Source organism: Olsenella sp. CU969, assembly GCF_905219715.1.
GTDB lineage: Bacteria > Actinomycetota > Coriobacteriia > Coriobacteriales > Atopobiaceae > Granulimonas > Granulimonas faecalis.
This window is the reverse complement of sequence record NZ_CAJMXC010000006.1, coordinates 22,638-47,740: the sequence shown is the minus strand read 5'-3', so window position 1 is coordinate 47,740 and position 25,103 is coordinate 22,638. Positions and strand designations below refer to the sequence as shown.

The 25,103-nt window shown below is 71.8% G+C and carries 25 protein-coding genes and 2 pseudogenes; 23 read left to right on the top strand and 4 right to left on the bottom strand.

Features of this window, described 5'->3' with window-relative positions:
- The first annotated feature begins 4 nt into the window (after nt 1-4).
- From pstB to rfbA, 11 genes and pseudogenes are all read left to right on the top strand, one after another.
- Complete coding sequence (gene pstB / locus JX283_RS01535; RefSeq protein WP_204829025.1) at nt 5-808, top strand: phosphate ABC transporter ATP-binding protein PstB; 804 nt, start codon at nt 5-7, stop codon at nt 806-808.
- 37 nt (nt 809-845) lie between these two features.
- Nucleotides 846-1,805 (top strand): annotated as a pseudogene (locus JX283_RS01530) (phosphate uptake regulator PhoU).
- 452 nt (nt 1,806-2,257) lie between these two features.
- Nucleotides 2,258-2,560: pseudogene (locus JX283_RS08730) on the top strand (alanine racemase); the annotation flags it as partial.
- Nucleotides 2,561-2,583: 23 nt separating this feature from the next.
- The gene (locus tag JX283_RS01520) at nt 2,584-3,249 is read left to right on the top strand and encodes a cell division protein SepF (RefSeq protein ID WP_239652416.1); all 666 of its coding nucleotides are present in this window, start codon (nt 2,584-2,586) and stop codon (nt 3,247-3,249) included.
- A 1-nt stretch (nt 3,250) separates the two neighbouring features.
- Nucleotides 3,251-4,069, top strand: a complete 819-nt coding sequence (gene proC / locus JX283_RS01515; protein WP_239652415.1) for a pyrroline-5-carboxylate reductase — start codon at nt 3,251-3,253, stop codon at nt 4,067-4,069.
- A gap of 25 nt (nt 4,070-4,094) precedes the next feature.
- Nucleotides 4,095-4,343: a YggT family protein gene (locus JX283_RS01510; RefSeq protein WP_239652414.1), complete on the top strand. Its 249-nt coding sequence runs from the start codon at nt 4,095-4,097 to the stop codon at nt 4,341-4,343.
- 116 nt (nt 4,344-4,459) lie between these two features.
- On the top strand, nt 4,460-5,107 hold the full coding sequence (locus JX283_RS01505) for a DivIVA domain-containing protein (protein WP_204829023.1): 648 nt from the start codon (nt 4,460-4,462) through the stop codon (nt 5,105-5,107).
- Nucleotides 5,108-5,298: 191 nt separating this feature from the next.
- Nucleotides 5,299-5,574 carry a hypothetical protein gene (locus JX283_RS01500; protein WP_168353967.1) on the top strand — a complete coding sequence of 92 codons (276 nt, stop codon included), beginning with the start codon at nt 5,299-5,301 and terminating at the stop codon, nt 5,572-5,574.
- A gap of 143 nt (nt 5,575-5,717) precedes the next feature.
- Entirely contained in the window at nt 5,718-6,344 is a 627-nt protein-coding gene (locus tag JX283_RS01495) for a cyclodeaminase/cyclohydrolase family protein (RefSeq protein ID WP_168353968.1), read from the top strand.
- Nucleotides 6,341-7,966, top strand: a complete 1,626-nt coding sequence (locus JX283_RS01490; protein ID WP_204829022.1) for a tetrahydrofolate dehydrogenase/cyclohydrolase catalytic domain-containing protein — start codon at nt 6,341-6,343, stop codon at nt 7,964-7,966. Before JX283_RS01495 ends, JX283_RS01490 begins: the two co-directional genes overlap by 4 nt.
- A gap of 122 nt (nt 7,967-8,088) precedes the next feature.
- Nucleotides 8,089-8,970: a glucose-1-phosphate thymidylyltransferase RfbA gene (gene rfbA, locus JX283_RS01485; RefSeq protein WP_204829021.1), complete on the top strand. Its 882-nt coding sequence runs from the start codon at nt 8,089-8,091 to the stop codon at nt 8,968-8,970.
- A gap of 103 nt (nt 8,971-9,073) precedes the next feature.
- On the opposite strand, the gene JX283_RS01480 is transcribed toward rfbA, so the two are convergent.
- Entirely contained in the window at nt 9,074-10,048 is a 975-nt protein-coding gene (locus tag JX283_RS01480; protein ID WP_204829020.1) for a diacylglycerol kinase family protein, read from the bottom strand.
- A gap of 139 nt (nt 10,049-10,187) precedes the next feature.
- Between JX283_RS01480 and rnd the strand changes: the two genes are divergently transcribed.
- From rnd to JX283_RS01445, 7 genes are all read left to right on the top strand, one after another.
- On the top strand, nt 10,188-11,324 hold the full coding sequence (rnd, locus tag JX283_RS01475) for a ribonuclease D (RefSeq protein ID WP_204829019.1): 1,137 nt from the start codon (nt 10,188-10,190) through the stop codon (nt 11,322-11,324).
- 108 nt (nt 11,325-11,432) lie between these two features.
- Complete coding sequence (locus JX283_RS01470) at nt 11,433-12,128, top strand: zinc metallopeptidase (protein ID WP_204829018.1); 696 nt, start codon at nt 11,433-11,435, stop codon at nt 12,126-12,128.
- Nucleotide 12,129: 1 nt separating this feature from the next.
- Entirely contained in the window at nt 12,130-13,539 is a 1,410-nt protein-coding gene (gene xseA, locus JX283_RS01465; protein ID WP_204829017.1) for an exodeoxyribonuclease VII large subunit, read from the top strand.
- Nucleotides 13,540-13,561: 22 nt separating this feature from the next.
- Nucleotides 13,562-13,858, top strand: a complete 297-nt coding sequence (gene xseB / locus JX283_RS01460; protein ID WP_204829016.1) for an exodeoxyribonuclease VII small subunit — start codon at nt 13,562-13,564, stop codon at nt 13,856-13,858.
- A 27-nt stretch (nt 13,859-13,885) separates the two neighbouring features.
- The gene (locus JX283_RS01455; protein WP_204829015.1) at nt 13,886-14,242 is read left to right on the top strand and encodes a histidine triad nucleotide-binding protein; all 357 of its coding nucleotides are present in this window, start codon (nt 13,886-13,888) and stop codon (nt 14,240-14,242) included.
- Nucleotides 14,239-14,670, top strand: a complete 432-nt coding sequence (locus tag JX283_RS01450; protein WP_204829014.1) for a C-GCAxxG-C-C family protein — start codon at nt 14,239-14,241, stop codon at nt 14,668-14,670. Before JX283_RS01455 ends, JX283_RS01450 begins: the two co-directional genes overlap by 4 nt.
- 105 nt (nt 14,671-14,775) lie before the next feature.
- A complete protein-coding gene (locus JX283_RS01445; protein WP_204829013.1) occupies nt 14,776-15,945 on the top strand; it encodes an acetate/propionate family kinase in 1,170 nt (389 codons plus the stop codon).
- 112 nt (nt 15,946-16,057) lie between these two features.
- Here JX283_RS01445 and JX283_RS01440 read toward each other — a convergent pair whose 3' ends face one another.
- On the bottom strand, nt 16,058-16,771 hold the full coding sequence (locus tag JX283_RS01440; RefSeq protein WP_204829012.1) for a GntR family transcriptional regulator: 714 nt from the start codon (nt 16,769-16,771) through the stop codon (nt 16,058-16,060).
- A 148-nt stretch (nt 16,772-16,919) separates the two neighbouring features.
- Between JX283_RS01440 and JX283_RS01435 the strand changes: the two genes are divergently transcribed.
- Nucleotides 16,920-17,855 carry a type I phosphomannose isomerase catalytic subunit gene (locus tag JX283_RS01435; protein ID WP_204829011.1) on the top strand — a complete coding sequence of 312 codons (936 nt, stop codon included), beginning with the start codon at nt 16,920-16,922 and terminating at the stop codon, nt 17,853-17,855.
- Between the two features lie 126 nt (nt 17,856-17,981).
- On the opposite strand, the gene JX283_RS01430 is transcribed toward JX283_RS01435, so the two are convergent.
- Nucleotides 17,982-18,863: an aldose 1-epimerase family protein gene (locus tag JX283_RS01430; protein ID WP_239652413.1), complete on the bottom strand. Its 882-nt coding sequence runs from the start codon at nt 18,861-18,863 to the stop codon at nt 17,982-17,984.
- A 109-nt stretch (nt 18,864-18,972) separates the two neighbouring features.
- Here JX283_RS01430 and JX283_RS01425 point away from each other — a divergent pair, with 109 nt between their 5' ends.
- From JX283_RS01425 to JX283_RS01415, 3 genes are all read left to right on the top strand, one after another.
- Nucleotides 18,973-19,995, top strand: a complete 1,023-nt coding sequence (locus JX283_RS01425) for a Gfo/Idh/MocA family protein (RefSeq protein ID WP_204829009.1) — start codon at nt 18,973-18,975, stop codon at nt 19,993-19,995.
- A 26-nt stretch (nt 19,996-20,021) separates the two neighbouring features.
- Nucleotides 20,022-21,035, top strand: a complete 1,014-nt coding sequence (locus JX283_RS01420; protein ID WP_204829008.1) for an ABC transporter substrate-binding protein — start codon at nt 20,022-20,024, stop codon at nt 21,033-21,035.
- A gap of 123 nt (nt 21,036-21,158) precedes the next feature.
- On the top strand, nt 21,159-22,454 hold the full coding sequence (locus tag JX283_RS01415) for an ATP-binding cassette domain-containing protein (RefSeq protein WP_204829007.1): 1,296 nt from the start codon (nt 21,159-21,161) through the stop codon (nt 22,452-22,454).
- On the opposite strand, the gene JX283_RS01410 is transcribed toward JX283_RS01415, so the two are convergent.
- Nucleotides 22,451-23,236, bottom strand: a complete 786-nt coding sequence (locus JX283_RS01410; RefSeq protein WP_204829006.1) for a 4Fe-4S binding protein — start codon at nt 23,234-23,236, stop codon at nt 22,451-22,453. The two genes, JX283_RS01415 and JX283_RS01410, sit on opposite strands and share 4 nt — an antisense overlap.
- 233 nt (nt 23,237-23,469) lie before the next feature.
- Here JX283_RS01410 and pckA point away from each other — a divergent pair, with 233 nt between their 5' ends.
- Nucleotides 23,470-25,068 (top strand): phosphoenolpyruvate carboxykinase (ATP), encoded by a 1,599-nt coding sequence (gene pckA, locus JX283_RS01405; protein WP_204829005.1) that lies wholly within the window; start codon nt 23,470-23,472, stop codon nt 25,066-25,068.
- The last annotated feature ends 35 nt before the right edge of the window (nt 25,069-25,103 follow it).

The window sequence follows — 25,103 nt, the reverse complement described above, 5'->3', positions numbered from 1 at the left end:
TCCCATGACCGAGTACCGCAACGCTCCCCGCAACGAAAAGACCGGCATCCACGTGGCCGACTTCGACTTCTGGTACGGGGACTTCCACGCCCTCACCGGCGTCACCATGGACATCGCCCAGAACAAGATCACGAGCTTCATCGGCCCGTCGGGTTGCGGCAAGTCCACGTTCCTGCGCTGCATCAACCGTATGAACGACCTCATCGAGGGCACGCGCACGGCCGGCACCATGGAGCTCGACGGCAGCGACATCTACGCCGCCGGGGTGGACCCNGTGGACNTCAGGCGCCGCGTGGGCANGATCTTCCAGCAGCCCAACCCGTTCCCCAAGTCGATCTATGAGAACGTGGCCTTCGGGCCGCGCCTCCAGGGCGTCACGTCCAAGGACGACCTCGACGGCATCGTGGAGGAGTCGCTCAAGCGCGCCAACCTCTGGAAAGAGGTGTCCAACCAGCTCGACAAGAACGGCCTGGCCCTCTCCGGCGGCCAGCAGCAGCGCCTCTGCATCGCCCGCGTGCTCGCCGTCCAGCCGGACGTCCTGCTCATGGACGAGCCCTGCAGCGCCATCGACCCCACCTCCGTGCAGAAGGTCGAGGACCTCATGTACGAGCTGGCGCCCGAGATGACCATCATCATCGTCACCCACAACATGCAGCAGGCCGCGCGCATCTCCGACTACATGGCGTTCTTCCTCCAGGAGCACGCCGGAGAGCCCGCCACCCTCATCGAGTACGGCGTCACGAGCGAGATCTTCTCCTCGCCCAAGGACCAGCGCACCGAGGACTACATCACCGGCCGGTTCGGCTGATCGGCCAGCCCCGCACGCCCCGAGAGAAAGGAGCCCCATGAGGGAGCAATTCGACCGCCAGCTGGCGCGCCTGCGCCAGGAGCTCGTGTCCATCTACGCGGAGACCGACCTCCAGCTCCACGACGCCGTGGACTCCCTGGTCCAGGGCGACAAGGCCAAGGCCCGGGCCGTCAAGAAGGCCACGCGCGCCATCGACCTGCGCTGCAACGAGCTTGAGGACCGCGCCTACAACCTGATCGTGCTGCAGAACCCCGTGGCCAGCGACCTGCGCCTCCTGCAGTTCGTCATCTACTGCAACTTCAACCTCGCCCGCATGAGCAACCACGTGCGCNACATCGCCAAGACCACCAAGCGCTGTGCCGGCCACGACGTGCCCGGCCAGCTCCTCGACCTGCTCGCCAGCGAGGCGCACCTCGTCTACCGCGTGCTCNGCGCCACGGTCCAAGCCATCGTCGACAACGACATCGCCGAGGCCGCCGAGCTCCCCGAGCTCGACCGCCCAGTGGACGACCTCTACAAGAGCTTCTACAGCTCNTTCNCGCGCCTCNNNCNCNACGNCGACATCGACGCGGCCAGCCGCGTGATCATGGCCGCCCGCATGCTCGAGCGCATCTCCGACAACTCCGTCGAGGTGGGGGAGCGCCTGGTGTTCCTGCTCACGGGCAACCACGAGGCCCTCACCGCCCTCGCCGACATGGACGAGGAGGAGATCGAGGACCTCTACGTGGGCCAGAACGCGTCCTTCTCCCTCGGCGCCGAGAAGNTNGAGCGCCTGGCCAACCAGATCCCCGAGATCGAGGTGGGCGCCGACTCCGACCCCATCGTGGACGACGAGATCATCTCCGGGAACATGAGCCAGGCCCTCGAGATGGCCGCCCGCGCCGCCGCCCAGGCCAAGGCCGAGAAGNCCGCCACGANGGCCCAGAAGGCCNGNGCCCAGAAGGAGGCGCCCAAGGACGGTGCGAAGGGCGCCCAGAAGGGGGGCGATCCCCGATGAGCCCGGTGGAGGACCAGGGGGCCTACCGCGCGTTCCTCGCCCGGCGCCGCGCCGAGATTGAGGCGCGCATTGCCGCTGCCTGCGAGCGCGTGGGGCGCGACGCCTCTGAAGTCCGGGTCTTCGCCGTCTCCAAGACGGTGGGGCCGGAGGAGGTCGTCTCGGCCATGGCCGCCGGCTACACCTNCTTCGCGGAGAACCGTCCNCAAGAGCTCGTGCGCAAGCTCGCCGCCCTCGNGGCCGCGGGCGTCGACGTGCCCCGCTTCGACATGATCGGCAACCTCCAGAAGAACAAGGTCAACGCGGTGCTCGGCCGCGCCACGGTCATCCAGTCGGTCTCCTCGGCGCACNNGGCCGAGGCCGTGAGCCGCCGTGCCGNCGAGCGCGGCATCGTGGCCCGGGTCCTTCNCGAGGTAAACGTGTCCGGCGAGGAGACCTAGGGCGGNTTCGCCCCCGCCGAGCTGGCCCAATGGGCCGAGCACATCGCCGACCTCCCTGGCATCCAGCCCGAGGGCCTCATGACCATGGCGCCCGCCCACGAGCCGGTCGAGGACCGCGAGACGTTCAGGGGACTCCGGGAGCTTCNTGATAGTCTGGAGACCGAGACGGGCCTCGTGCTGCCGGTGCTCTCCTGCGGCATGAGCGACGACTTCGAGATCGCGGTGGAGGAGGGCTCGACCCTCGTGCGCCTCGGCCGCGTCGTCTTCGACCCCGACTACACCCCCGCCGCCGGCGACCCGGCGGCCAAACGCGACTAAAACGAGACCAAGGAGGGTCTGCCGTGAGCTTCCTCGACAACATCCGCGACCGCCTCATGGGCGAGTCGGGCCAGGGCTACGACGACTACGACCGCGGCTACGACGACTACGACGACCAGTGGGGCGACGAGCACCAGACCAGCGGCGTCCTCGGCAACACGTCCCGGCCCGAGGCCGAGTCGGTCTCGCGNTACACGAGGAGCGGGCGTCCCGGGGAGGAGGGCGTCTCCTCTCCGTCCGCCGGCGGGTTCAGCACCTCGCAGCGCATGGGCGACGAGCGCTGGGGCGCCGGCAGCACCCACCGCACCGCGGGCGACTACGCGCCCTCGGCCACGAGCGTGCTCGGCAACTCCCACACCCCCACGCCGGGCGACGTGGGCCTCACGCCCGTCCCCCGCGTGAGCTCCGGCAAACTCCCGCCCTACGTGCTCAAGCCCACGAGCTACGACGACGTGCAGCTCGTCATCCGCCGCGTGCGCACCAACCAGCCCGTGGTCATCTCGTTCAGGAACACCCAGATCGAGATCGCCAAGCGCATCCTCGACTTCTGCTTCGGCCTCTCCTGCGGCGTCGACGGCGCCGTGGAGGAGATCGACGACCGCGTGTTCGTCGTCCTGCCCAACGGCATCGAGCTCTCCTCGGCCGACCTGGAGAAGCTCGCCGCCGACCGCGTGATCGGCGGTAGGTAGCGTGCGCGCCTCGGAGGCCGCCGTCTGCATCGTCGGCGGGGGAGCCATGGGCGGCGCCATCGCCCGCGGGCTCGTGGCGTCGGGCACCTGCCCCGCCTCCCACGTGANGGTGTGCGACCACAACGACGCCAAGCTCGAGGCCCTCGCCTCCGATTGCNCCGTGTCCACCGCCAGGGATGCGGCCCGCGCCCTCGCCGCGTCGCCCGACGTGGTGGTCGTGGCCGTGAAGCCGCAGGTCCTCTCCTCGCTCCTCNAGGAGGTGGGGCCCGCCGTGGCCGGCTCCCTCGCTGTCTCCATCGCCGCCGGCACGCCCCTGGGCTCCATCGAGGAGCAGCTGGGGGAGGGAGCCCGCGTCGTCCGCGTCATGCCCAACCTTCCCGTGGCCGTCCGCCGCGGCGCCTCCGCCGTGGCCCGGGGCCTCTGGGCCACCGACGACGACGTCGCGCTCGTGTGCGAGCTCTTCGGCGCCCTGGGCTCCGTCGCCGTCATGNGTGAGGACCAACTCGACGCCGAGGGTGCCGTNATCGGCTGCGCGCCGGCGTACTTCGCCCTCATGGTCGACGCCCTCACCCGTGCCGGCGTGGACGCGGGCCTTCCCGCCGCGGCGGCCCGCGACCTCGCCTGCGCCACCATGGGGGGCGTGAGCGAGATGCTCTCGGACTCCGGCGAGCACCCCCGCGCCTACATGGAGAAGGTGACCTCCCCCGGAGGCACCACCGCGGCGGCCCTCCGCGTGCTCGAGCCGGCCCTCGTGGAGGGCTGCTACGGCGCCGTGGACGCGGCCCTCGAACGCACCCGTGCCCTATCCCGGAAAGGCTGAGCCCAGGCTTCCACTCNCCCGCGCGGTGAGCACCCTGTTCGAGATCTACGAGTTCATCATCCTCGTCTGGTGCATCCTCAGCTGGATTCCCCGCACCCCCGGCGGCTTCGTCGACGACCTCTCCCAGGTGCTCTCCCGCCTCGTCATGCCCTACCTCGGCGTGTTCCGGCGCGTCATCCCCTCGTTCGGNGGCATCGACTTCTCGCCGGTGGTGGCCATCCTGGCCCTCTCCATTCTGCAGCCCATCGTCGTGAGGCTCATCCTCATGCTGTAGCGCCGCGGCCGNCCACCTGCATTTCTCGTGGTGGGCGCGGCACGGCGCCTCCGTGCGCTAAACTTTTCCCTGTTCGTGCAATTGCACCNGGCGATCCTTTAGTGAAGGGACCGAGAATGGCGATCACACCAGCGGACATCGAGNAGCTCAAGTTCAGCGCGTCCAAGCAGGGTTACGACACCGAGGAGGTCGACGCCTTCCTCGAGGAGCTCGCCGGCGAGGTCGACGCCATGCTCCAGAAGATCATGGACCTCAAGAGCCGCCTCACGGCTTCCGAGCAGGCCCTCGACGCCGCGCGCGCCCAGGTCGCCCAGCTCGAGGCGCAGGGCTCCTCCTCCGAGATCGTGTCGGTCCAGGCCTCCAACGTCACCATCGCCTCCGAGCGCCAGATCTCCCAGGCCCTCATCGCCGCCCAGCAGACGGCCGACCGCATGGTGGCCGACGCCCGCGACAGCGCCGACAAGATCAAGAACGACGCCGACCAGAAGGCCCGCGAGGTCATCCGCCAGGCCCTTGCCGAGAAGCAGAACGAGCTCGACGAGATAGACCGCCTCAAGGCGTCCCGCGAGGACTTCCGCACCCAGTACAAGCAGCTCCTCCAGCACTTCATGGACGACGCCGAGTCGGTGTTCCCCGACCAGATCCTGTCCTCCACCTCGGGCTCCGCGCCCCGCTACGACATGCCCAAGGTGACCGAGACCGTCGACGCCAGCGCCACGGTCTACGTCCCCGCCTCCGACGGCGNGNTCGACGACCTCGACTAGCCNCGCTGCGACCCGACGGTTCCGTGGACGGCCGGCCCCGTGCTGGGGCCGGCCGTCCCTTCATTCGCGGACCCCTCCCGGCCGTTCGCAGACAATTCAGATTACGTCCATAAACCAGAAGGTCTTCTCCTGAAGAATGGGGGCACCACCGGACGCAGGATCCGGCAGCCCACGATCCCAGGGAGGCCGCCATGGCATGGACACCCCTCAACGACAACTACGCCGTCAACGACGAGACGGCCACCGTCATCTGCCGCGCCATGCGCACCACGGGTTTCTTCGACGACAGCTACCGCGTGTGCGACGACCCGCTGACCCGATCCACCAACCGCGGCGTGAGCTTCGCGACCTTCGACGACCGCGTCGCGGCGGGGGAGCGCGGCGGCATCCGCAGGGTCTCGTTTCCCATGGGCATGAGCTACGAGGACGTGGTGGACGCCATCCGCGTGTACGGCCGCATCCGCTGACCTCCAGACCGACGACCCCTCCTTCCGCGCGGCCCACGACGCCCACCCCGTCGCGGGCCGCCCTCCCATGGGCCTGTGGCCCCGGGGCCCGCGAACGGGTATCGTCTTGGGCTGCCGACCGTCTGCGGAGAGGAGTGGGGCCCATGAGCTGGAGTCAGCCCGTAGAGACCTATCTGGAGGACCTCGGGGCGCCCACGCCGGCCCCCGGCGGCGGGGCCTCGAGCGCCTTGGCCGGCGCCGTGGGGGCCGCCCAGCTCCAGATGGTCGTCGCTCTCACCTGCGCCAATCCGCGCTACGCCGGGGTGGCGGGGCGCATGGCCGAGCTGGAGGCCGCCCTCGAGGCCGACCGCAGACGCTTCCTCGCCCTCGCCGACGAGGACGCGGAGGCCTATGGGCGCGTGGCCCGGGCCCTCAGGCTGCCCCGTGGCACGGACACCGAGTGCGCGGCCCGCTCCGAGGAGCTCGCCGCGGCCCTCCTCGGCGCCGCGGCCGCCCCCTTCGCCATCATGGACCTCGCCGTCGCGTGCCTCTCCCTCTGCGACGAGGTGGCCCGCACCGGCACGTCCATGGCCGCCTCCGACGTCACCGTGGCCGCCGCCCTCCTGCGCGCGGCCGTGGACGGCTCGGTGGCCACCGTGCTCGCCAACACCCGCTGGATGGCCGACCGCGCCCTCGCGGACGGGCTCGTGGCCCGGGCCGACGCCGCCCGCGGCGAGGGCGAGCGCCTCGCCGCCTCCGCCATCCGCCGAGCCGAGGAGGACCTCCGATGAACCGAGAGCTCGAGGGCGCACCCGTGGCCGCCTCCATCCGAGACGCCTGCCTCGCGAGGGCCGCGGCCCTCGCCGACCGCGGCGTCACCNCGCNGCTTGCCATCGTCTCCGCGGGCGACGACCCCGGCAGCCGCTGGTACCGCGCGGCCGCGGCCCGGCGCCTCGAGGGCTGCGGGTGCGAGGCCGACGTCGTGGAGCTGGACGCNGACGTGACCCAGGGGGCGCTCGAGCGCCTTGTGGCGGACCTATCGGCCGACCCCGCCGTCCACGGCATCCTCGTGCTGCGGCCGCTGCCCCCCCACATCGACGAGGCGGCCGTCGCCGCGCTCGTGGCGCCCGCCAAGGACGTCGACGGCGTGGCCCCGGCGAGCGTCGCCGGCCTCGCCGCGGGCGACCCGGCGGCCTTCGCCCCCTGCACGGCGGCCGCGGTGATGCGCCTCCTCGACCACTACGGCTTCGAGTGCCGCGGCGCCGCGGCCACGGTGGTGGGGCGCTCGTCCACGGTGGGCCGCCCCGTGTCCCAGCTGCTGCTGGCCCGCGACGCCACGGTGACCGTGTGCCACTCCCGCACCGCCGACCTCGCGGCCGCCTGCCGCACCGCCGACCTCGTGGTCACCTGCCAGGGGCGCCCCCGCTCCATCACGGCGGACATGGTGGCCCGCGGGGCCTGGGTCGTGGACGTGGGCACGAGCGAGNACGAGGACGGCTCCATGGCGGGCGACGTCGACTGGGGGCCCGTCTCGGCCAGGGCCGGCGCCGCCACCCCGGTGCCGGGCGGCGTGGGGTCGGTCACCAGGGCCGTGCTGGCCGAGCACACGGTGACGGCCGCCGAGCGCGCCGCCGCGCGGGGCCGCCCCGCCTCCCCGTANCGCGACGACCCGGTGGTCTCGCAGCTCTTCGACCGCAGGTCGGTGCGCGCCTTCACCGACGACCCGGTGGGCCCCGAGCTCCGCGAGGCCGTGCTCGAGGCCGCCTGCCNNGCGCNCNCGGCGGGGAACCAGCAGCTCTACTCCATCGTCCAGGTGGACGACCCGGAGGCGAGGGCGCGCCTCGCCGTGCTCTGCGACGACCAGCCGTTCATCGCCCGGGCCCCCTGGGTGCTCGTGTTCCTGGCCGACTGCCGCATCTGGCCCGCCCTCTACGCCGAGGCCGGCNTCGAGGGGTTCCGTGCGCCNGGGGTGGGCGACCTCATGCTCGCCGTCTCGGACGNCGTCATCTGCGCCCAGAACGCCGTCGTGGCGGCGCACGCCCTCGGGCTCGGCNCCTGCTACATCGGCNANGTCATGGAGCGCAAGGAGGAGGTCTCCGAGCTCCTGGGCCTGCCGCCCCACGTCTTCCCGGCGGCCATGCTCGTGCTCGGCTTCCCGACGGCCGGGCAGGCCGCACGCCCCAAGCCGGGGAGGGCCCCGCTCGCGGCCAAGGTCATGGGGGACCGCTACCGCACCCTCGAGGGCGACAGGCTCCGCTCCCTCGTGGCGGACCGCGTGGGCGCCAAGGGGTTCGACGAGTGGGTGCGCGCCTTCTGCGCCCGCAAGCACGACTCGGCCTTCTCCCGCGAGATGACCCGGAGCGTGGCGGCCTACCTCGACGGGTTCGACCGCACGGGCGAGGCGTCCGTCTGACATACGGCTCGGAACCCGGTCCCGGGGCACCTTGGAGCGTCTATACTTCCAAAGGACTGTGCACGTCCCCGGGGGTGCAGGCCCCGGTACAAACCATCCCAGGAGAGGGAGGTACACACCCCATGAAGGGAATCGTCCTCGCAGGCGGCCATGGGAAGCGCATGTATCCCATCACCCGCGCCACGTCCAAGCAGCTCCTTCCGGTCTACGACAAGCCCCTGATCTACTACTCGCTGTCCGTGCTCCTCGAGGCCGGCATCCGCGACATCCTGGTCATCTCCAAGCCCGAGCACCTCGGCTCCTTNCAGGANCNNCTGGGCGACGGCTCCCAGCTCGGCATCAACATCGTCTACCGCCCCCAGCCCACCCGCGGCGGCATCGCCGAGGCCTTCGTCATCGGCCGCGACTTCATCGGCGACGACGACGTGGCCCTCGTGCTCGGCGACAACGTGTTCCACGGCTCCGGCTTCGGCGACAAGCTCAAGACGGCCCAGAAGAACGCCGCCGACGGCCAGGCCACGATCTTCGGCTACCGCGTCGACGACCCGCAGCACTTCGGCGTCGTGGAGTTCGACGACGACGGCAACGCGGTCTCCCTCGAGGAGAAGCCCCTCGAGCCCCGCTCCAACTACGTCGTGACCGGCCTGTACTTCTACCCCTCCGACGTCTGCGACTACGCGTCCCGCCTCCAGCCCTCCACCCGCGGCGAGCTCGAGATCACCGACCTCAACCGCATGTACCTCGACGACAAGCGCCTCAAGGTGCAGCAGCTCGGCCGCGGCTTCGCCTGGTTCGACACCGGCACCATCGACCGCCTCTTCTCCGTGGGCGAGTACATCCGCTCCGTCCAGGAGGCCACGGGCGTCAAGGTGGCCGCCCTCGAGGAGATCGCCTACGACGCCGGCTGGATCCGTCGCGCTCAGCTCCTCAAGCTCGCCGACGGCCTCAAGAAGACCGAGTACGGCCACTACCTCGAGAAGATCGCCCTCTCNACGNGCCGCTAGGCCATACGGGAGGACCGTGGCAAAGGACGGGCCCGCACCCCCTGGGGAGCGGGCCCGTCCCCTTGCCCGGGCGCCCTGTCCTCGGGCGCCGTGCCGGGCGGTGTCAGTCGGTGGGGAAGGCCTTGACCTCGGTGCCGGGGAAGAGCGGCGCCTCCCCGCTCTCCACCGCATAGGGGGAGAGGGCGTCGACGACGAGGCGGCAGCGCTCCGGCAGGATGCGGGCCGTGAACGACGAGACCTCGTGGTCGAGGGGGTCGCCGTCTATCTGCNTGGGGATCGGGCGGCTCGACGATATGGTGGCCTCCCTGGCCCTGAACCGCTCGATGGACGGGCGCCCCAGGTTTGCGCCGTGGCGGTCGATGAGGCCCANGAACAGCGGCTTCAGGAGCCCCACGGCGTCGGGGGACTCCAGGACGATGATGTCGAGGAGGCCGTCGTCGAGGCGGGAGTCGGGCACGATCTCGAGGTCTCCCTGAAGCATGGCNCTGTTGGCGGCAATGCAGGCGATACCCTCGCGCACGAAGGTCTCGCCGTCGGCCTCCACGGTGAAGGTGACCAGCGGCGGGTTGGGGTTGCCCACGGCGGCCATGAGGTAGGCGGCCTNGCCCATGGCCTTCTTGTTGGGGACGGCGGCGCGCATGAGCTCGGCGTCGAACCCGGTGCCGCTCATGAGGGTGAAGCCCGCACGGTGCTCGCGCCCCTCGGGGCCCNTCCAGCCCACCNCGCCGAGGTCGCNCTCCATGGTCCGGCCGATGCGGCACGCGCGGGCGAGGGCTGCCGGCTCCGGGGAGTTGCCGAGGCTGGCGAAGAACAGGTTGGCCGTCCCCGAGGGGAAGACGCAGACGATCGCCCGGTGGCGGCGCAGGGCGTAGAGGAGCGACGCCACGGTGCCGTCGCCGCCCGACACCACCACGAGGTCGAAGTCGTCGGCGTCCGCCACGGCCTCGTCGGCGTCCCAGTCGGCCGCGAGCGAGCGGAACTCGCAGCGGTCGCCCGTGTGGAGGAGACTCCGCTCGAACAGGTACACGGCGTCCGACCCGAACCCCGACGCCCCGTTGTGCACTATCAGGGTCCTCATGGGTCCCCCTCCCGCCGTGGGGCCGCACTCGCCGCGGCCTCGCCTGTCGGTCTAGTATAGGGGTCGGCCCCGACCCAGGGCCGTGCAGCCAGCCCACGCCCCGCCGNTCCCTGTGCGGGNCCGGTCAGAAGGAACCCCATTGTTCATAGACAGCGCCGCCGAGCTCGCCGCGTTCTGCGGGAGAGCCGCATCCTCGCCCATGCTNGCCCTCGACACCGAGTTCCTGCGGGAGCGCACCTTCCGCCCGCAGCCCTGTCTCCTCCAGGTGGGCACCCACGACGAGCAGGCGGCCGTNGACGTCATCGCGCTCACGGGCGAGGCCCTCGCGCCCCTGCGCGACCTCCTGTTCGACCGCGCCCGGGTCAAGGTGCTGCACGCCTGCAGCCAGGACCTCGAGATCTTCCAGATCCTGTTCGGCGACATCCCCGATCCTGTCTTCGACACCCAGGTGGCGGCCGCGTTCGTGGGGCACCGCCTGCAGATGGGCTACGGCGCCCTCGTGGAGGCCGTGTGCGGCGTGCACCTGCCCAAGACCGAGAGCCTGACCGACTGGACCCGGCGCCCCTTGGACCTGGAGCAGGTGTCCTACGCCGAGGACGACGTGCGCTACCTGCCCGCCGTCTACGACGGCCTCGTGGCCGAGCTCGTGCGCCTCGACCGCCTCACCTGGGTGCTCCCCGAGATGGAGGCCCTCGTCGCCAAGGCGCGCTGCGCCGCCGATCCCGAGGACGCCTTCCGCCACGTGAAGCGCGTGGGCACCCTGAACGGCCGCCAGCTGGCCGTCTGCCGGGAGGTGGCCGCCTGGCGCGAGCGCAAGGCGGCCCAGCGCGACGTCCCGCGCAAGTGGCTGCTCTCCGACGAGGTCGTCATCGAGGTGTCCAAGCGCATGCCTCGCACNCAGGAGCGCCTGCGCCGCGTGAGGGGCACGGCCCAGCTCAAGGAGAAGGATGGCGACGCCATCGTCTTGGCCGTGCGCCGCGGTCTGTCGTGCCCGCAGGACCGGTGCCCCCNCGTCGTGCACCGCGCCCGGCCCACCCAGGAGTCCGAGAGCGTGGTCGACCTCATGAACGCCCTGGTCCGCCTCGTGGCGGAGCGGGAGTCCATCNCCCCCCAGCTCCTCTCCGGGCGCGACGACCTGATGGCGTTCCTCGACGACCCGGCGTCCTCGAGGCTGGGGGAGGGGTGGCGCCGCGACCTCATGGGCGACATCCTGTCCGACCTTCTCGCGGGGCGCGCCGGCCTCACCGTGAAGGACGGCCGAGTGGAGCTCCTCTGACCCTTTGCGGGTTGTATAGAACAGATGTTCTGCAACGCCCGCTGGGCTATACTTGGGAAACCGTCAGGGTCGGAAGGTCCGACCCTCGTACCTGAGGAGTGATCAAGCATGCCCCTGTACTATCCCATGGGGTTCGACTCCGGCTACCTGCTCCTGGTGGTCGTCTCCCTCGTCCTGGGCTTCGCCACCCAGCACTACATTGACAGCACCTACAAGCGCTGGAGCAGGGTCCCCGTGCCCGACGGCCGCACCGGCGCCTTCATCGCCCGCTCCATGCTCGAGGCGGACGGTGTCGGCGGCGTCGGCATCGAGGTCGTCCCCGGCGAGCTCACGGACCACTTCGACCCCCGCGACAACTCCCTGCACCTGTCGCAGGCAAACCTCTCCGGCGCCTCGGTGGCCTCCGCCGCGGTGGCCTGCCACGAGGCCGGCCACGCCGTGCAGTACGACAAGGGCTACGTGCCCGGCCGCATCCGCACGGCGCTGGTCCCCGTCGTCAACCTCGCAAGCAATGTCTGGATGATCGTGCTCATCGTCGGCATCTCCATGTCGTTCGCCGGCCTCGTCGACCTCGCCATCATCCTGTTCGCGGCCTCCGTGCTCTTCCAGCTCGTCACGCTCCCGGTGGAGTTCGACGCCTCCCGGCGCGCGCTCGCGTACTTGCGGACGGCCGGGTTCGACGGCGAGGTCGTCGCGGGCGCCCGCAAGGTGCTCACCGCCGCCGCCCTCACCTACGTGGCCGCGGCCCTCGTGTCGTGCCTGCAGCTGCTCTNCCTGCTCGGCGTCAGNAACAGGAGGGACTGAGGTGGCGGTTCGCCCCCTCTCGGTGTCGGCGGCCGTCGGGCTCGCCAGGCGCACCGTCGAGGACATCCCCCAGATCCAGGTCATCGGCGAGGTCAGCGGCTTCCGCGGCCCCAACGCCCGCAGCGGCCACTGCTACTTCTCGGTCAAGGACGAGTCGGCCGCCATGGACGTCATCGTGTGGCGTGGCGTCTACCAGGGCTCCGGCGTGCAGCTGCGCGACGGCCTCGAGGTGACCATGAGCGGATCGTTCCAGGTGTACGAGCGCTCGGGCCGCCTGAGCTTCGTGGCCCGGCGCCTCTCCCTGGCGGGGGAGGGGCTACTCCGCCAGCGGGTGGCCGAGCTCGCCCGGCGCCTCGAGGCCGAGGGCCTCATGGACCCCGCGCGCAAGCGCCCCGTGCCCTCCTTCTGCGAGCGCGTGTGCGTGGTGACCTCGCTCTCCGGCGCCGTCATCGACGACGTCAAGCGCACGCTGGCCCGCCGCAACCCCCTCGTGCGTATCGACGTCGTGGGTTGCTCCGTGCAGGGCCCCGACGCCCCGGCCACCATCGTCGAGGGCCTGCGGGCGGCCGCGGCCTCCGCGCCCGACGCCGTGCTGCTCGTGCGCGGGGGCGGCTCCTTCGAGGACCTCATGGCCTTCAACGACGAGTCGGTGGCCCGCGCCGTGGCCGCGTGCCCCGTCCCGGTGGTCACGGGCATCGGCCACGAGCCCGANCACTCCATCGCGGACGACGTGGCGGACCGCAGCTGCTCCACCCCTACCGCCGCCGCCGAGTCCGTGGCGCCCGACACCGTGTCGCTCACGGCCGCCCTGGACCGCTGGGGCCAGCGCCTCGCCTCCTCCTTCTCCCACCGCCTGGAGGGGGAGTCCCGCGCCCTCGACGCCCTTGCCGGCCGCATGGGCCAGGCCCTGGGCGCGCGTCTCTCCCTCGAGGCCGCGCGGGTGGAGGCCCTTGCGGCCCGGCCGGTGCTCTCGGGCCCCGAGGCCGTGGTGGACGCCCGGCGGGCCACGGTGGAGCTCATGGCCGACGACCTCGCGGGGGCCATGGAGGGCCTGCTCAGGTCCCATGGGGCGTCCCTCGACGTCCAGGGCTCGCGCCTCGGCCGGGCCGCCTCCGCGGTCACCGCGCCCTCCTTGGCCGCGCTCGAGTCGCTCTCCGGGCGGCTCGGCCGCGCGGCCCCGTCCGTGACCCGTCGCGGCGAGGAGGCCGTGANGCGCATGGCGGCCTCCCTCGAGGCCCTCTCGCCCCTCAAGGTCATCGCCCGCGGCTACGCCATCGTGCGCGGCCCGGACGGCGCGGTGGCGAGCTCGGTAGCCTCGCTCTCGCCCGGCGACAGCGTCGACGTCTCGGTGTCGGACGGCTCGTTCACGGCCACGGTCGCGGCCTGCACGCCCGCACCCACCACCCGGTAACCCACAGCGGAAGGAGCCACCCATGGCAGAGCCCACCCCGGTGGACCAGCTCACGTTCAAGCAGGCCTCCGTCGAGCTCGAGCAGATCGTCTCGTCGCTCNAGCGCGGCGACCTCGAGCTCGAGGAGGCCCTCGGCGCCTACGCGCGCGGCGTCGAGCTCCTCACGAGCCTCCGCGGGCGCCTCGCGAGCGCCCAGCAGCAGGTCTCCGTGCTCTTCGACGCCACCCAGCCCCAGCAGGCCCCCGCGGGCGCCCAGGGCGCCGCGGCCCCGCAGCCGGCGGCCCGGCCCCCCTACGGCGCCGACGGCCCGCTCTTCTAGCCCGGACCCCATCCAGAGGAGGAACCCATGGAGGACTGCGTCTTCTGCAAGATCGCCGCGGGGGAGATCCCGGCCGAGAAGGTGTACGAGGACNACCANNTGTGTGCCNTCAAGGACCTCTCGCCCCAGGCGCCNGTGCATGTGCTCGTGATCCCCAAGGCCCACTACGGGTCCGTGACCGACGGCGTGCCGGCGGAGACCCTCAAGGCCATGTTCGACGCGGTGGCCGAGGTGGCCCGCACCACCGGCGTCGACGCCACCGGCTTCCGCTGCATCGCCAACACCGGCGCCGACGCCGGGCAGACGGTGCCTCACGCCCACATCCACGTCCTGGGCGGCGCCCCGCTGGGGGAGTCCCTCGTCGTCTGCGAGGGCGGCCGATGACCCGCGAGGAGACGGTGGCGCGCGCCCTCGAGCTCCACACGGGGGGCTACAACTGCGCCCAGGCCGTGGCCTGCGCCCTGGCCGAGGCCCTCGGCGGCGCCGTCGACCTCGACGAGGCCCAGCTGTTCGCCGCCTGCGAGGGCCTCGGGCTCGGCATGGGCGACATGGGCGGCACGTGCGGGGCCATATCCGGCGCCTGCGTGGTCTCCGGCCTCGTCGGCTCCACGCGCCGCCTCGATGCCCCCGACTCCAAGGCGGCCACTTACGCCGTGGGCAGGGAGCTCCTCGGCCGCTACCGGGACGCCGTGGGCTNCGTCACCTGCGCCCTGATCAAGGGGCGCACCGGCGGCCCCGTGCTGCTCGGGTGCCACGACTGCGTGGGCACGGGCGCCGGTGTGGCCTACGACGTGCTGGNGGNCGNGGGCTGAACCTGTCTCCCATTCGCGGTCAAGCGTGTACACTTGTCTGACGCCGGCCCACAAGGGCCGGCGTTTCCACGAGAGCGGGCCCCGGGCCCCCAGAGGAGGACGTCCATGAACGTACTGGTCATCAATGCCGGCAGCTCTTCCCTCAAGTACCAGCTGCTCGACGTAGACACCGGCGAGGTCTTCGCCAAGGGANACTGCGAGCGCATCGGCATCGACGGGTCGTTCATCGGCCACCAGGAGCGCGGCGGTGAGAAGGAGCGGCTCGTCGTCGACCTCCCCGACCACAAGACCGCGGTCAAGCACGTCTTCGAGATCATCGACGGCCTCGGGCTGCCGGTGGACGGCATCGGCCACCGCGTGGTCCAGGGCGGCTGGTACTTCCCCGAGTCCGCCGTGGTGGACGACGAGGTGCTCGCCAAGGTCCGCGAGGTCGCCCCGCTGGCCCCCCTCCACAACTACGCCGAGGCCGACGTCGTGGAGATCTGCCGCGAGCTGTACCCCTCCCTCGGCAACGTGATCGTGCCCGACACCGCCTTCCACTACAACATGCCCGAGCGCGCCTGGCGCTACGCCCTGCCGCGCGACGTGGTGGACAGCCTGCACATCCGCAAGTACGGCGCCCACGGCACCTCCCACCGCTTCATCTGGCGCGCCGTGCAGGAGTTCACGGACGGCGCCTGCCACAAGCTCGTGTCGTGCCACCTCGGCTCCGGCGCCTCCCTCTGTGCCGTCGAGGACGGCCACTCCGTCGAGACCACCATGGGCCTCACGCCCCTCGACGGCCTCATCATGGGCACCCGCTGCGGCACCCTCGACCCCGCCACGGTCTTCTACCTGCAGCGCGAGGGCGGCTACACCGTCGACGAGGTCGACACCATGATGAACAAGCAGTCGGGCCTGCTCGCCCTCTCCGGCATCTCCAGCGACTCCCGCGACATCGAGGAGGCCGCCGCTAAGGGTGACGAGAAGTCCGAGGTCGCGCTCGACATGTTCGCCTACCGCTCCGCCCAGCTCGTCCTCGAGATGGCCGAGGCCATGGAGGGCTTCGACACCATCGCCTTCTCCGCCGGCATCGGCGAGAACTCCGACGACGCGCGCGCTCGCATCTGCGCCAAGCTCGGGTGGATGGGCGTCAGGATCGACGACGCCAAGAACGCCGTGCGCAGCGACGAGGTCCGCGAGATCTCCGCGGCCGACTCCGCCATCCGCGTCCTTGTGGTGCCCACCAACGAGGAGCTCATGATCGCCCTCGACGTCCAGGAGAAGCTGGCCTAGGGCGGCCGCCCCGCATCGTCCCGGCTGTGTGAACAGGGGGCGCCCGCGACCGGTCGGGTCGCGGGCGCCCCCTTTCCTCTCCGCCGCCGTCCTTCGCCCGGGGCCTCACCGTCTATTTGGTGTCGACGCAGCGGAAGCTCCAGTCGCGGGTGTCGTGGTGGAGGACCGTGTACTCGAACAGCCTGCCGTCTGACAGGAAGCTCACCTGGTCGATCTCGAGGATGGGCACCTCGGAGGGCAGGGAGAGCCAGATGCGCTCGTTGAGGTTCGGCATCACCGCGCGGATGGAACGGTGCGTGGAGGAGACCGTGAGGCCGAGCCCCACCTCCACGTGGCGGTAGATGGACTGTGCGGCTTGCTGCTTGGTGAGGTTGGGGACCGTCTTGACGGGGATCCAGGTGTAGGCCACCGCACCGCGGCTGCCGTCGATGGAGCGGACGCGCNCGATGTGGTAGACCGGCGTCCCCTCGGGCACGCGGAGCCGCTCGGCGACGACCCCCTCGGCCCCGCACACCTCGAAGGTGAGGATCTGGGTGTCCACGGAGGNTCCGAGCTCCCGCGCGCTCTCGGAGTAGCCCTGCACGAGCTGGTCGAGGGGCGCGGAGTCCTCGGGGTCCACGTCCTTGACGTAGGTGCCCGACCCCCTGCGCTTGATCACGAGGCCGCGGTCGTAGAGCACGTCCATGGCCTTGCGCACGGTGATGCGGCTCACGTCGTAGGTCTCGCACAGCTCGTCGCACGAGGGGAGGCGCCGCTGGGGCTTGAACTCGCCGCTCCGGATCTTGGACTCTATGTCGTCGGCCACAAACAGGTATTTGAGCGGCATGTCCCTCCTCGACGGTCGACATATCAAAGCCCCTCAATGATAGCCCTCATTGCGTGCGGACCGTGGCCTTTCCCGCCGGGGCGCNCCCGCGGCCGCGACGGGGGTTAAAGTGGGGGTGCCCGCAGAGCCTCACCCGAAGGAGCGCACCATGGCCGACCTCATCTTCCTCGAGCCCGTCTTCCACGAGAAAATCTGGGGCGGCCGGCGCCTCGCCACCGAGTTCGGCTACGACATCCCCGACGGCCCCATCGGCGAGTGCTGGGCCATCAGCGCGCACCCCCACGGCGACTGCGTCGTGGTGGGCGGGGAGTACGACGGCATGCACCTCTCCGAGGTCTGGGACGGGCACCGCGAGGCCTTCGGCTCCATGGAGGGCGACCGCNTCCCGCTCCTCATCAAGATCCTCGACGCCGAGGGCGACCTCTCCGTGCAGATCCACCCCGACGACGCCTACGCCGCCGAGCACGAGAACGGCAGCCTCGGCAAGCGCGAGTGCTGGTACGTCCTCGACTGCGAGCCCGACGCCACCATCATCGTGGGCCAGAACGCCAAGGACCCCGAGGAGTTCCGCGCCATGGTGGACGCCGGCCGCTGGGACGAGCTCCTCAACGAGCTGCCCATCCACAAGGGCGACTTCTTCCAGATCGACCCGGGCACGGTGCACGCCATCAAGCACGGCACGATGATCCTCGAGACCCAGCAGTCGAGCGACGTCACCTACCGCCTCTACGACTACGACCGCGTCACCGAGGACGGCACCAAGCGCGAGCTCCACATCGACAGGTCCTGCGACGTCGTGGACTACGGCGTCGTGGCCCCTGCCTCCGGCGAGGTGGACGTCGTGGCGGACGACCGCGGCGTGGCCGTGCTCGAGAGCAACGAGGACTACACCGTGGAGACCGTGGACGTGGATGGCTCCCTCGAGCTCGCCGAGGACGCCCCGTTCCTGTGCGTGTCGGTCATCGCCGGCGAGGGCACGGCCAACGGCCACGCCGTCAAGGCGGGCTCCAACTTCATCGCCCCCTCTACGGTTCCCACGCTCTCCCTCGAGGGCTCCATGCGCCTCGTNGTGAGCCGCCCGTAGGGGCCGGCCGCCGGCGCTCCCGATATACCCACGAAGACGCCTGTGACGAGGGCGCCCGCANCCGCCACCGGCCGCGGGCGCCCTCTGCGTGTCGCGCCCTTCTACGTGCCGCGCCTTCCCNGNGGCCTAGAACGGGCGCACGGTGAAGGTGCGCTCGAAGGTCCCGCCGGGTGCGAGCAGGGTCTCGCCGCGCTTCTCCTCCATGGCGTCGCCCTCGTCGGTGCCCGTGGCCGTGCCCGTCCAGGGCTCCACGGCCACGAAGGGGGCGTCGCCGGCGGCCGACCAGATGCCGCAGTACTCGAAGCCGGGGAAGTTCACCTCGACGCCGTGGCCCGACCGGGTGCCCTCCAGGCGCACGGTGCGGCCGGGCACGTCCTGGAGCACGATGGCGTCGCGGTCGAACAGCCGGTGGGAGAGGGGCAGCACGGCCTCGCCGTCGACGACCGCCACGCGGTCGGACCAGTCGATGAGGCGGTCGTGGATGACCGGCGTATCGTAGGTCCAGGGCTCGGCGAACTCGAGCACCCAGTCCTCGAACGCCTCGCCGGAGCCTGGCTCCAGCGGCACGTTGAAGGCGGGGTGGCCGCCCAGCTGGAAGGGCATGGGCACGTCGCCGGTGTTCTCCACCGAGAAAGTCTGGGCCAGCGCCCCGTCCCCGACGGCGTAGGTCATGGAGAGGGAAAANGCGTAGGGCCACTGCCCCCGCGTGCCCTCGNCGTCGGTGAGGCGGAACGTGACGGAGGCGGGCCGGACGTCCACGACCTCGTGCTCGTGGGTNCGGGCGATGCCGTGCTGCGCCATGGTCGCGGGCCCCTGCTGGGTGGTGCAGCGGTCGCCGCGGAGCGCGCCCACGATGGGGAACAGCACCGGGGCGCGGCGGNGCCACCACCGCCCGTCGCCCTGCCAGAGGTACNCACGGCCGTCGANGGCGAGCGACAGGAGCTGCGCCCCCTCGGAGTCGACGGCCGCCCTGAGGTTGTCGCTTGCGATGACGGTGGTTGCGCCCACGGCACGCTCCTCTCGGAAACGGCGCCCCCGGTGGGCGCCCGTTCCCGTCCTACCACGGGCGCCGGTCGTGAGACAATGGCTTTTAGTCATTTACCAAGAAAGGAAGGCGATGGAAGACCTCAGGATCGCCACCATCGGCACGTCCATGATCACCGGCCAGTTCCTGGAGGCCGTGGGGCTCGTCGACGGTATCACCTTCGCAGGCGCCTACTCCCGCTCNCTCGAGAAGGCGGAGGAGTGGNCGCGCGCCCACGGCGCGGACAGGGCCTGGGACAACCTCGACGCCCTCGCGGCCGACGACTCCGTGGACGCCGTCTACATCGCGAGCCCCAACCTGCTCCACGCCGAGCAGGCCCTCAAGATGATCGGGGGCGGCAAGCACGTCCTCGTGGAGAAGCCCCTCGGCACCACCCGGGCCGAGGCGAGGCGCGTGTTCGAGGCCGCCAGGGAGAAGGNCGTCGTGGCCATGGAGGCCATGCGCCTCGTGCATGACCCCGCCTGGCGTGTCGTGGCCGAGAACCTCCACTTCCTCGGCACCCTCCGCAGGGCCAGCTTCCCCTACGGCAAGTACTCCAGCCGCTACGACAAGGTGCTCGCCGGGGAGCAGACCAACATCTTCGACCCCGCCTTCGCCACGGGCGCCCTTATGGACATCGGCATCTACCCGCTGAACGCCCTCGTACTCATGCTCGGCGAGCCGGACGACCTCATGTGCTTCGCCGACACCGTCGACGTCACGGGCGACGGCGGCACCATCGACCTCTGCGGCACCGTGCTCTTCGACTACCCCGACGCCGTGGCCACGGTGTCGTACTCCAAGGTCACCGACGACCGCCTCCCGGCCCAGATCGAGGGGGAGAAGGGCACCATGATCGTCGACAGCGTGCCCCAGCCCAGACGCATCGAGGTCTTCTACGGCGACGGCTCGAGCGAGGTGCTCCCGGTCCCCGGGCGGAAGAACCGGACCGACCACGAGGTGGGCAACATGGAGTTCGAGGTCGCCGACTTCCTGGCCGCCTGCCGCGGCGAGCTCTCCCTGGAGCGCCTCAACGAGAACACCCTGGCCGTGATCGGCANCATGGACACCGTCCGCCTGCGCGAGGGCATCGTCTTCCCGCACGACGAGGGCTGACATCCACCTGAGAGACAAGGAACCCCATGGTCAAGAAGCGCTTCCGGGCGGCCGCCATCGCCGCCGCCCTCGCCCTGTTCGCCGTCTGTGGCCTCGCCGCCTGCGGCCCCGCCGACACCGCCGCCCCCGCCGACGACGCGGGGAAGGCGCCCGTCACCGTCCGCGTGGCGTCCATGAAGGGCCCCACCTCCATAGGCCTNCTCGACCTCATGGCCAGGGCCGACGCCGGCGACGCCCCCGTGGCCTGCTCCTTTGACGTCGTGGGCACCGCCGACGAGGTGGTCAAGAAGGTCGTGGCCGGCGACGTGGACGTCGCCCTCGTGCCCGCCAACGTGGCCGCCGTGCTCTACCAGAAGACCGACGGCGAGGTGCAGGCCGTCGACATCAACACGCTCTCGGTGCTCGAGTGCGTCACGGCCGATGCCAGCGTCACCGACGTCGCGTCCCTTGCCGGGCGCACGGTCTACCTCACCGGCAAGGGCGCCACGCCCCAGTACGTGATGGAGTACCTGCTCTCCAAGGCCGGCGTGGCCGACCAGGTGACCCTCGAGTACAAGAGCGAGGCCACCGAGGTCGTTGCCGCGCTGGCGGCCGACCCCTCCGCCGTCGCCGTGCTGCCCCAGCCCTACGCCACCGCGGCCCTCTCCAAGGTGTCCGGCGCCCGCACCNCCTTCGGCCTCGGCGACGCCTGGAAGGCCGTGGCGCCCGAGNNCTCCGAGCTCGTGACCGNCGTCACCGTGGTGCGCGCGGAGTTCCTCGCCGAGCACCCCGACGAGGTCCGCTCCTTCGTCGACGCCCAGAAGGCGTCCGTCGAGGCCGTGCTCGCCGNCCCGGCCTCGGCCGCCGAGGTGGCCGTCGAGAAGGGCATCGTGGACAACGAGGCCCTCGCCGAGAAGGCCATCCCGCACTGCGGGCTCGCCTGCGTCACCGGCCAGGGGATGAGGGACGCCCTGTCCGNCTACCTCTCGGTGCTCTTCGACGCCGACCCCGCGTCGGTGGGCGGCGGCATGCCCGAGGACGACTTCTACTGGCTCGACTAGANGGCCTCCACGTCCCCGAACGGCGGCCGCCCGGCGCCCGCGCACGGCCCCGCCGCCGCGCGTCGGGCCCGGGCGGCCGCCGTCCTCGGCTGGCTCGCCCTGTGGCAGCTCGCGGCTTGGGCCGTGGGCCGGCCCCTCCTGCTCAGCGGCCCCGTCGACGCCGCCGCCTCCCTCGTGTCGCTTGCGTCCACCGGGGCCTACTGGGGCTCCGTGGGGCTCTCGGCGCTTCATGTGGCCCTGGGCTTCCTCGGGTCCGCCGCCCTCGGCTGCCTTATGGGGGCCGCCGCCTCGCGCCGCCCCGGGGTGCGCGTGGCTCTCGAGCCGCCCATGCTGGCCCTCAAGACCGTCCCCGTGGCGTGCCTCGTGGTGATCCTGCTGCTCTGGGTGGGCTCCGCCGGCGTCGGCATGGCGTGCGTGGCCATGGTCGTGCTCCCGGCCTACTACTTCTCGGCCCTCGAGGGGCTCGGCGCCCGCGACCGCACCGTCGAGCGCGCCCNCGCCGTCATGGGCGTGGGCCGCGGGTCGAGGCTCCTTGCCNGCTCCTGGCCCGGCCTCCAGCCCTACCTCGCGGCGACCTCCCGCGTGACGGTGGGCATGGCGTGGAAGGCCGGTGTCGCCGCCGAGCTCATCGCCCTGTCCGGCACCACCCTGGGCGCCCAGGTCTACCAGGCCAAGCTCCTGCTCGACACCCCCGCCCTCATGGCGTGGACCGTCACGGTCGTGGCCTGCGCGGCGGTATCCGAGCGCCTCGTCACGGCCCTCGTGGCCGCGTCGGTGCCCTGGGCCCGGCGTCTCGCCGTGTCCCTGGCCGTGCGCCGGGGCCCGGCTGCCCGGGAGCCCGGCACCGTGCTGTGGGCCCGCGGGCTCGAGGTCTCCCACGGCGGGGTGCCCGTCGCGGCGCCGGTCACCCTCGAGGCGGCGCCGGGTGACCCCGTGGCCGTGGTGGGGCCGTCCGGGGCGGGCAAGTCCAGCCTCGCCGCCGCCTGGTGCGGGTGGCTCGGGCCGTCGGCGGGAGAGTGCGGGCCCGACGCCCCCCTCGGCCTGCTCACGCAGGGCACCGACCTCGTGGACGGCCTCACCGCCGAGGAGAACGTGGCGCTCGTCTGCGGCGACGCGGCGGAGGCCCGCTCCGTGCTGGGGCGGCTCCTTCCCGAGGGCTGCCTCGGCCGCCCGGTCCGGGGGCTCTCCGGCGGCCAGCGCCGCCGCGTGGCCCTGGCCCGGGCCCTGGCCGCCCCCGCGGGCCCCCTCGTCCTCGACGAGCCCTTCTCGGGGCTGGACGCCGGCGCCCGGGACTCCGTCGCCGCCGCGGTGCGCGGGGCCGCTCGCACGCGCGCCGTCGTCTTCCTCGTGCACGGGCCCGAGGAGGCGGCCCGTCTCGGGGCCCGGGTCGTCCAGCTCTCGCCGGCGGCCGGCGCCTAGGCCCCCATGACGAGCCGCGGGCGGTGCGGCCCCTCCCACCCCGCGGTGCAGCGCTCCCGCACGGCGGCGAGCCGGGCCGGGTCCGAGAGGGACCGCGCCCGCACGGGGCACACCCCGATGCAGGCCATGCAGCCGTCGCAGCGGGCGGTGTCGGTGAGGTAGGGCTCGTCGGCGGGGATGCAGCCAGCGGGGCACGCGCCGGCGCAGGCCCCGCACCCCACGCAGGCAGCCGGGTCGCACTCGGCCGTGAACCCGAGCTCGAGGCGCTCGCGGGGGCAGGAGGCGGGCGGGAGCTGCGGGGGAGCGAGGTCGAAGAGCCCGCCGGCGTCCCGGAGCGCGGAGGCGACGGCGGCGCCGAACGAGCGGTAGGCGGCGAGGTCGTCTGCCGTGGGCCGGCCGGCGCCGAGGGCGGGGACCATGACGTGGCGCACCGGAGCGAGCACGGCCGCCACGGGGACGAGCCCGAGGCCCGGCGCGATGGCCTCGAGGTCGTGGAGCCCGTGGCCCGGGTCGCGGTCCCCGTAGGCGCACACGAGGACGCAGGGGGAGAACGCCGTGTGCACGCGCCCGAGGCGCTCCAGCCCCAGGGCCGGCACGGCGCCTCCGGCCACCGGCGCCCCGAGCACCACGAGGGTGCCCGGGTCCACGGGCTCGGGCCGCGTGCCCCGCGCGAGGTCGCGCTCGTGCCAGGCGAGCCCCGTACCCTCGGCGACGGCCCGGCACACCGCGGCGGTGGACCCGCACGGGCTGTAGGCCGCGACGGTCGCTGACGACGGCTCCACGGCGCCTCCCTCCCGGGGCCGCGCCCCGTCCCAAGATTTAACATCCCAACTATGGCGCCCCTCGGTCCCATGGGGCAAGATAGATTCGTTCAGACTGTGTTACGGTGGCTCGATAGCCCGTGAAACACGACGACAGCGCGCCGTTTCGTTCGCGTTGTTTTCCGATCCCCGTCGTCGAGACCCGGTCCCGGCCCTNTGCCGCGNCCGGGCCGCCGCGTACCCGAGGAGGTCCCATGTTCGACGAGCGACTTTCCGCCTACGGCATCCGCGTCCAGGAGGAGGACGTCCACTGGGACCTCTCCGTGACCCAGCTGGTGGAGGAGGCGCTCGTCCGCAAGGAGGGCGAGCTCGCGTCCACGGGCTCCCTCGTCGTGCGCACGGGCGACCGCTGCGGCCGCTCGCCCAAGGACCGCTTCATCGTGGACACCGAGGCCCAGCGCTCCGCCATCTGCTGGGGAGAGGTCAACCGCCCCATCTCCGAGGAGCACTACCGCCGCATCAAGCGCGGCATCTGCGAGCGCCTGAGCGAGCGCGACCCGTTCGTCATCCGCGGCCTCGCCGGCGCCCGGCGCCCCCACAGCCGCAAGTTCATGGTGGTGGCCGAGGAGGCCCACCAGGCGCTCTTCGTCAAACAGATGCTCGTGCGCCCCAACCGCTTCGAGCTCTGGCGCTACGGCGACCCGGACTTCGTGGTCCTGGCGTGCCCCAGCTTCAAGTGCGACCCCAAGGTCCACGGCACCAACTCCGAGGCGGCCGTCGTCATCAACTTCGAGGAGCGCGTGGTGCTCGTGGCCGGCACCGGCTACTCGGGAGAGATCAAGAAGGCCGTCTTCTCGGTCANGAACTACCTGCTGCCGGTGGAGGACGACGTCCTCACCATGCACTGCTCGGCCAACGTCGACCCCGCCACCAACTCCAGCGCCGTGTTCTTCGGCCTCTCGGGCACCGGAAAGACCACCCTCTCGGCCGACCCGCGNCGCCAGCTCATCGGCGACGACGAGCACGCGTGGTGCCGCGAGGGCGTTTTCAACATCGAGGGTGGCTGCTACGCCAAGACCATCGGCCTCACCCGCAACCGCGAGCCCGAGATCTGGGACGCCATCCGGTTCGGCACCCTCTGCGAGAACGTGGTGCTGAACCCGCTCACGCGCAAGCCCGACTACATGGACGACTNCGTCACCGAGAACACCCGCGTGTCCTATCNCGTGGAGTACGTCAAGAACGCCCTGCTCACCGGTGTGGACGGCATCCCCGACGTCGTCATCTTCCTCACGGCCGACGCCTTCGGGGTNCTGCCCCCGGTCTCGCGCCTCACCCCCGAGGGAGCCAAGTACCACTTCCTCACCGGATTCACCTCCAAGGTGGCCGGCACCGAGGAGGGCGTCGAGGAGCCGCAGCCCACGTTCTCCTCCATGTTCGGCGAGCCGTTCATGCCGCTGGCCCCCGAGGTTTACGCTCGCAAGCTCGGTGAGAAGATCGGCCGCCACCAGGTGCGCTGCTACCTCGTGAACACCGGTTGGACCGGCGGCCCCTACGGCACGGGCCACCGCATCGACCTCGGTGCCACCCGCGCCATCGTCGACGCAGTGCTCGACGGCTCCATCGAGGAGGCGACGTTCGTGCACAACGACCTCTTCAACCTCGACGTCCCGCTGTCCTGCCCCGGCGTGGAGCCGCGTATCCTCGACCCCCGGAGCACCTGGGTGNACGGCTGCGCCTNCGACCGCTGCGNCCTCNAGCTGGCTATCATGTTCAAGGAGAACTTCGACCGCCGGTTCCCCGACATGGCCGACATCGCAGAGGCCGGCGGCCCCCACATCCCCGAGGCCTGACGGCCGCCCGGCCGGGGCCCCGCGAGAAAGGCTTC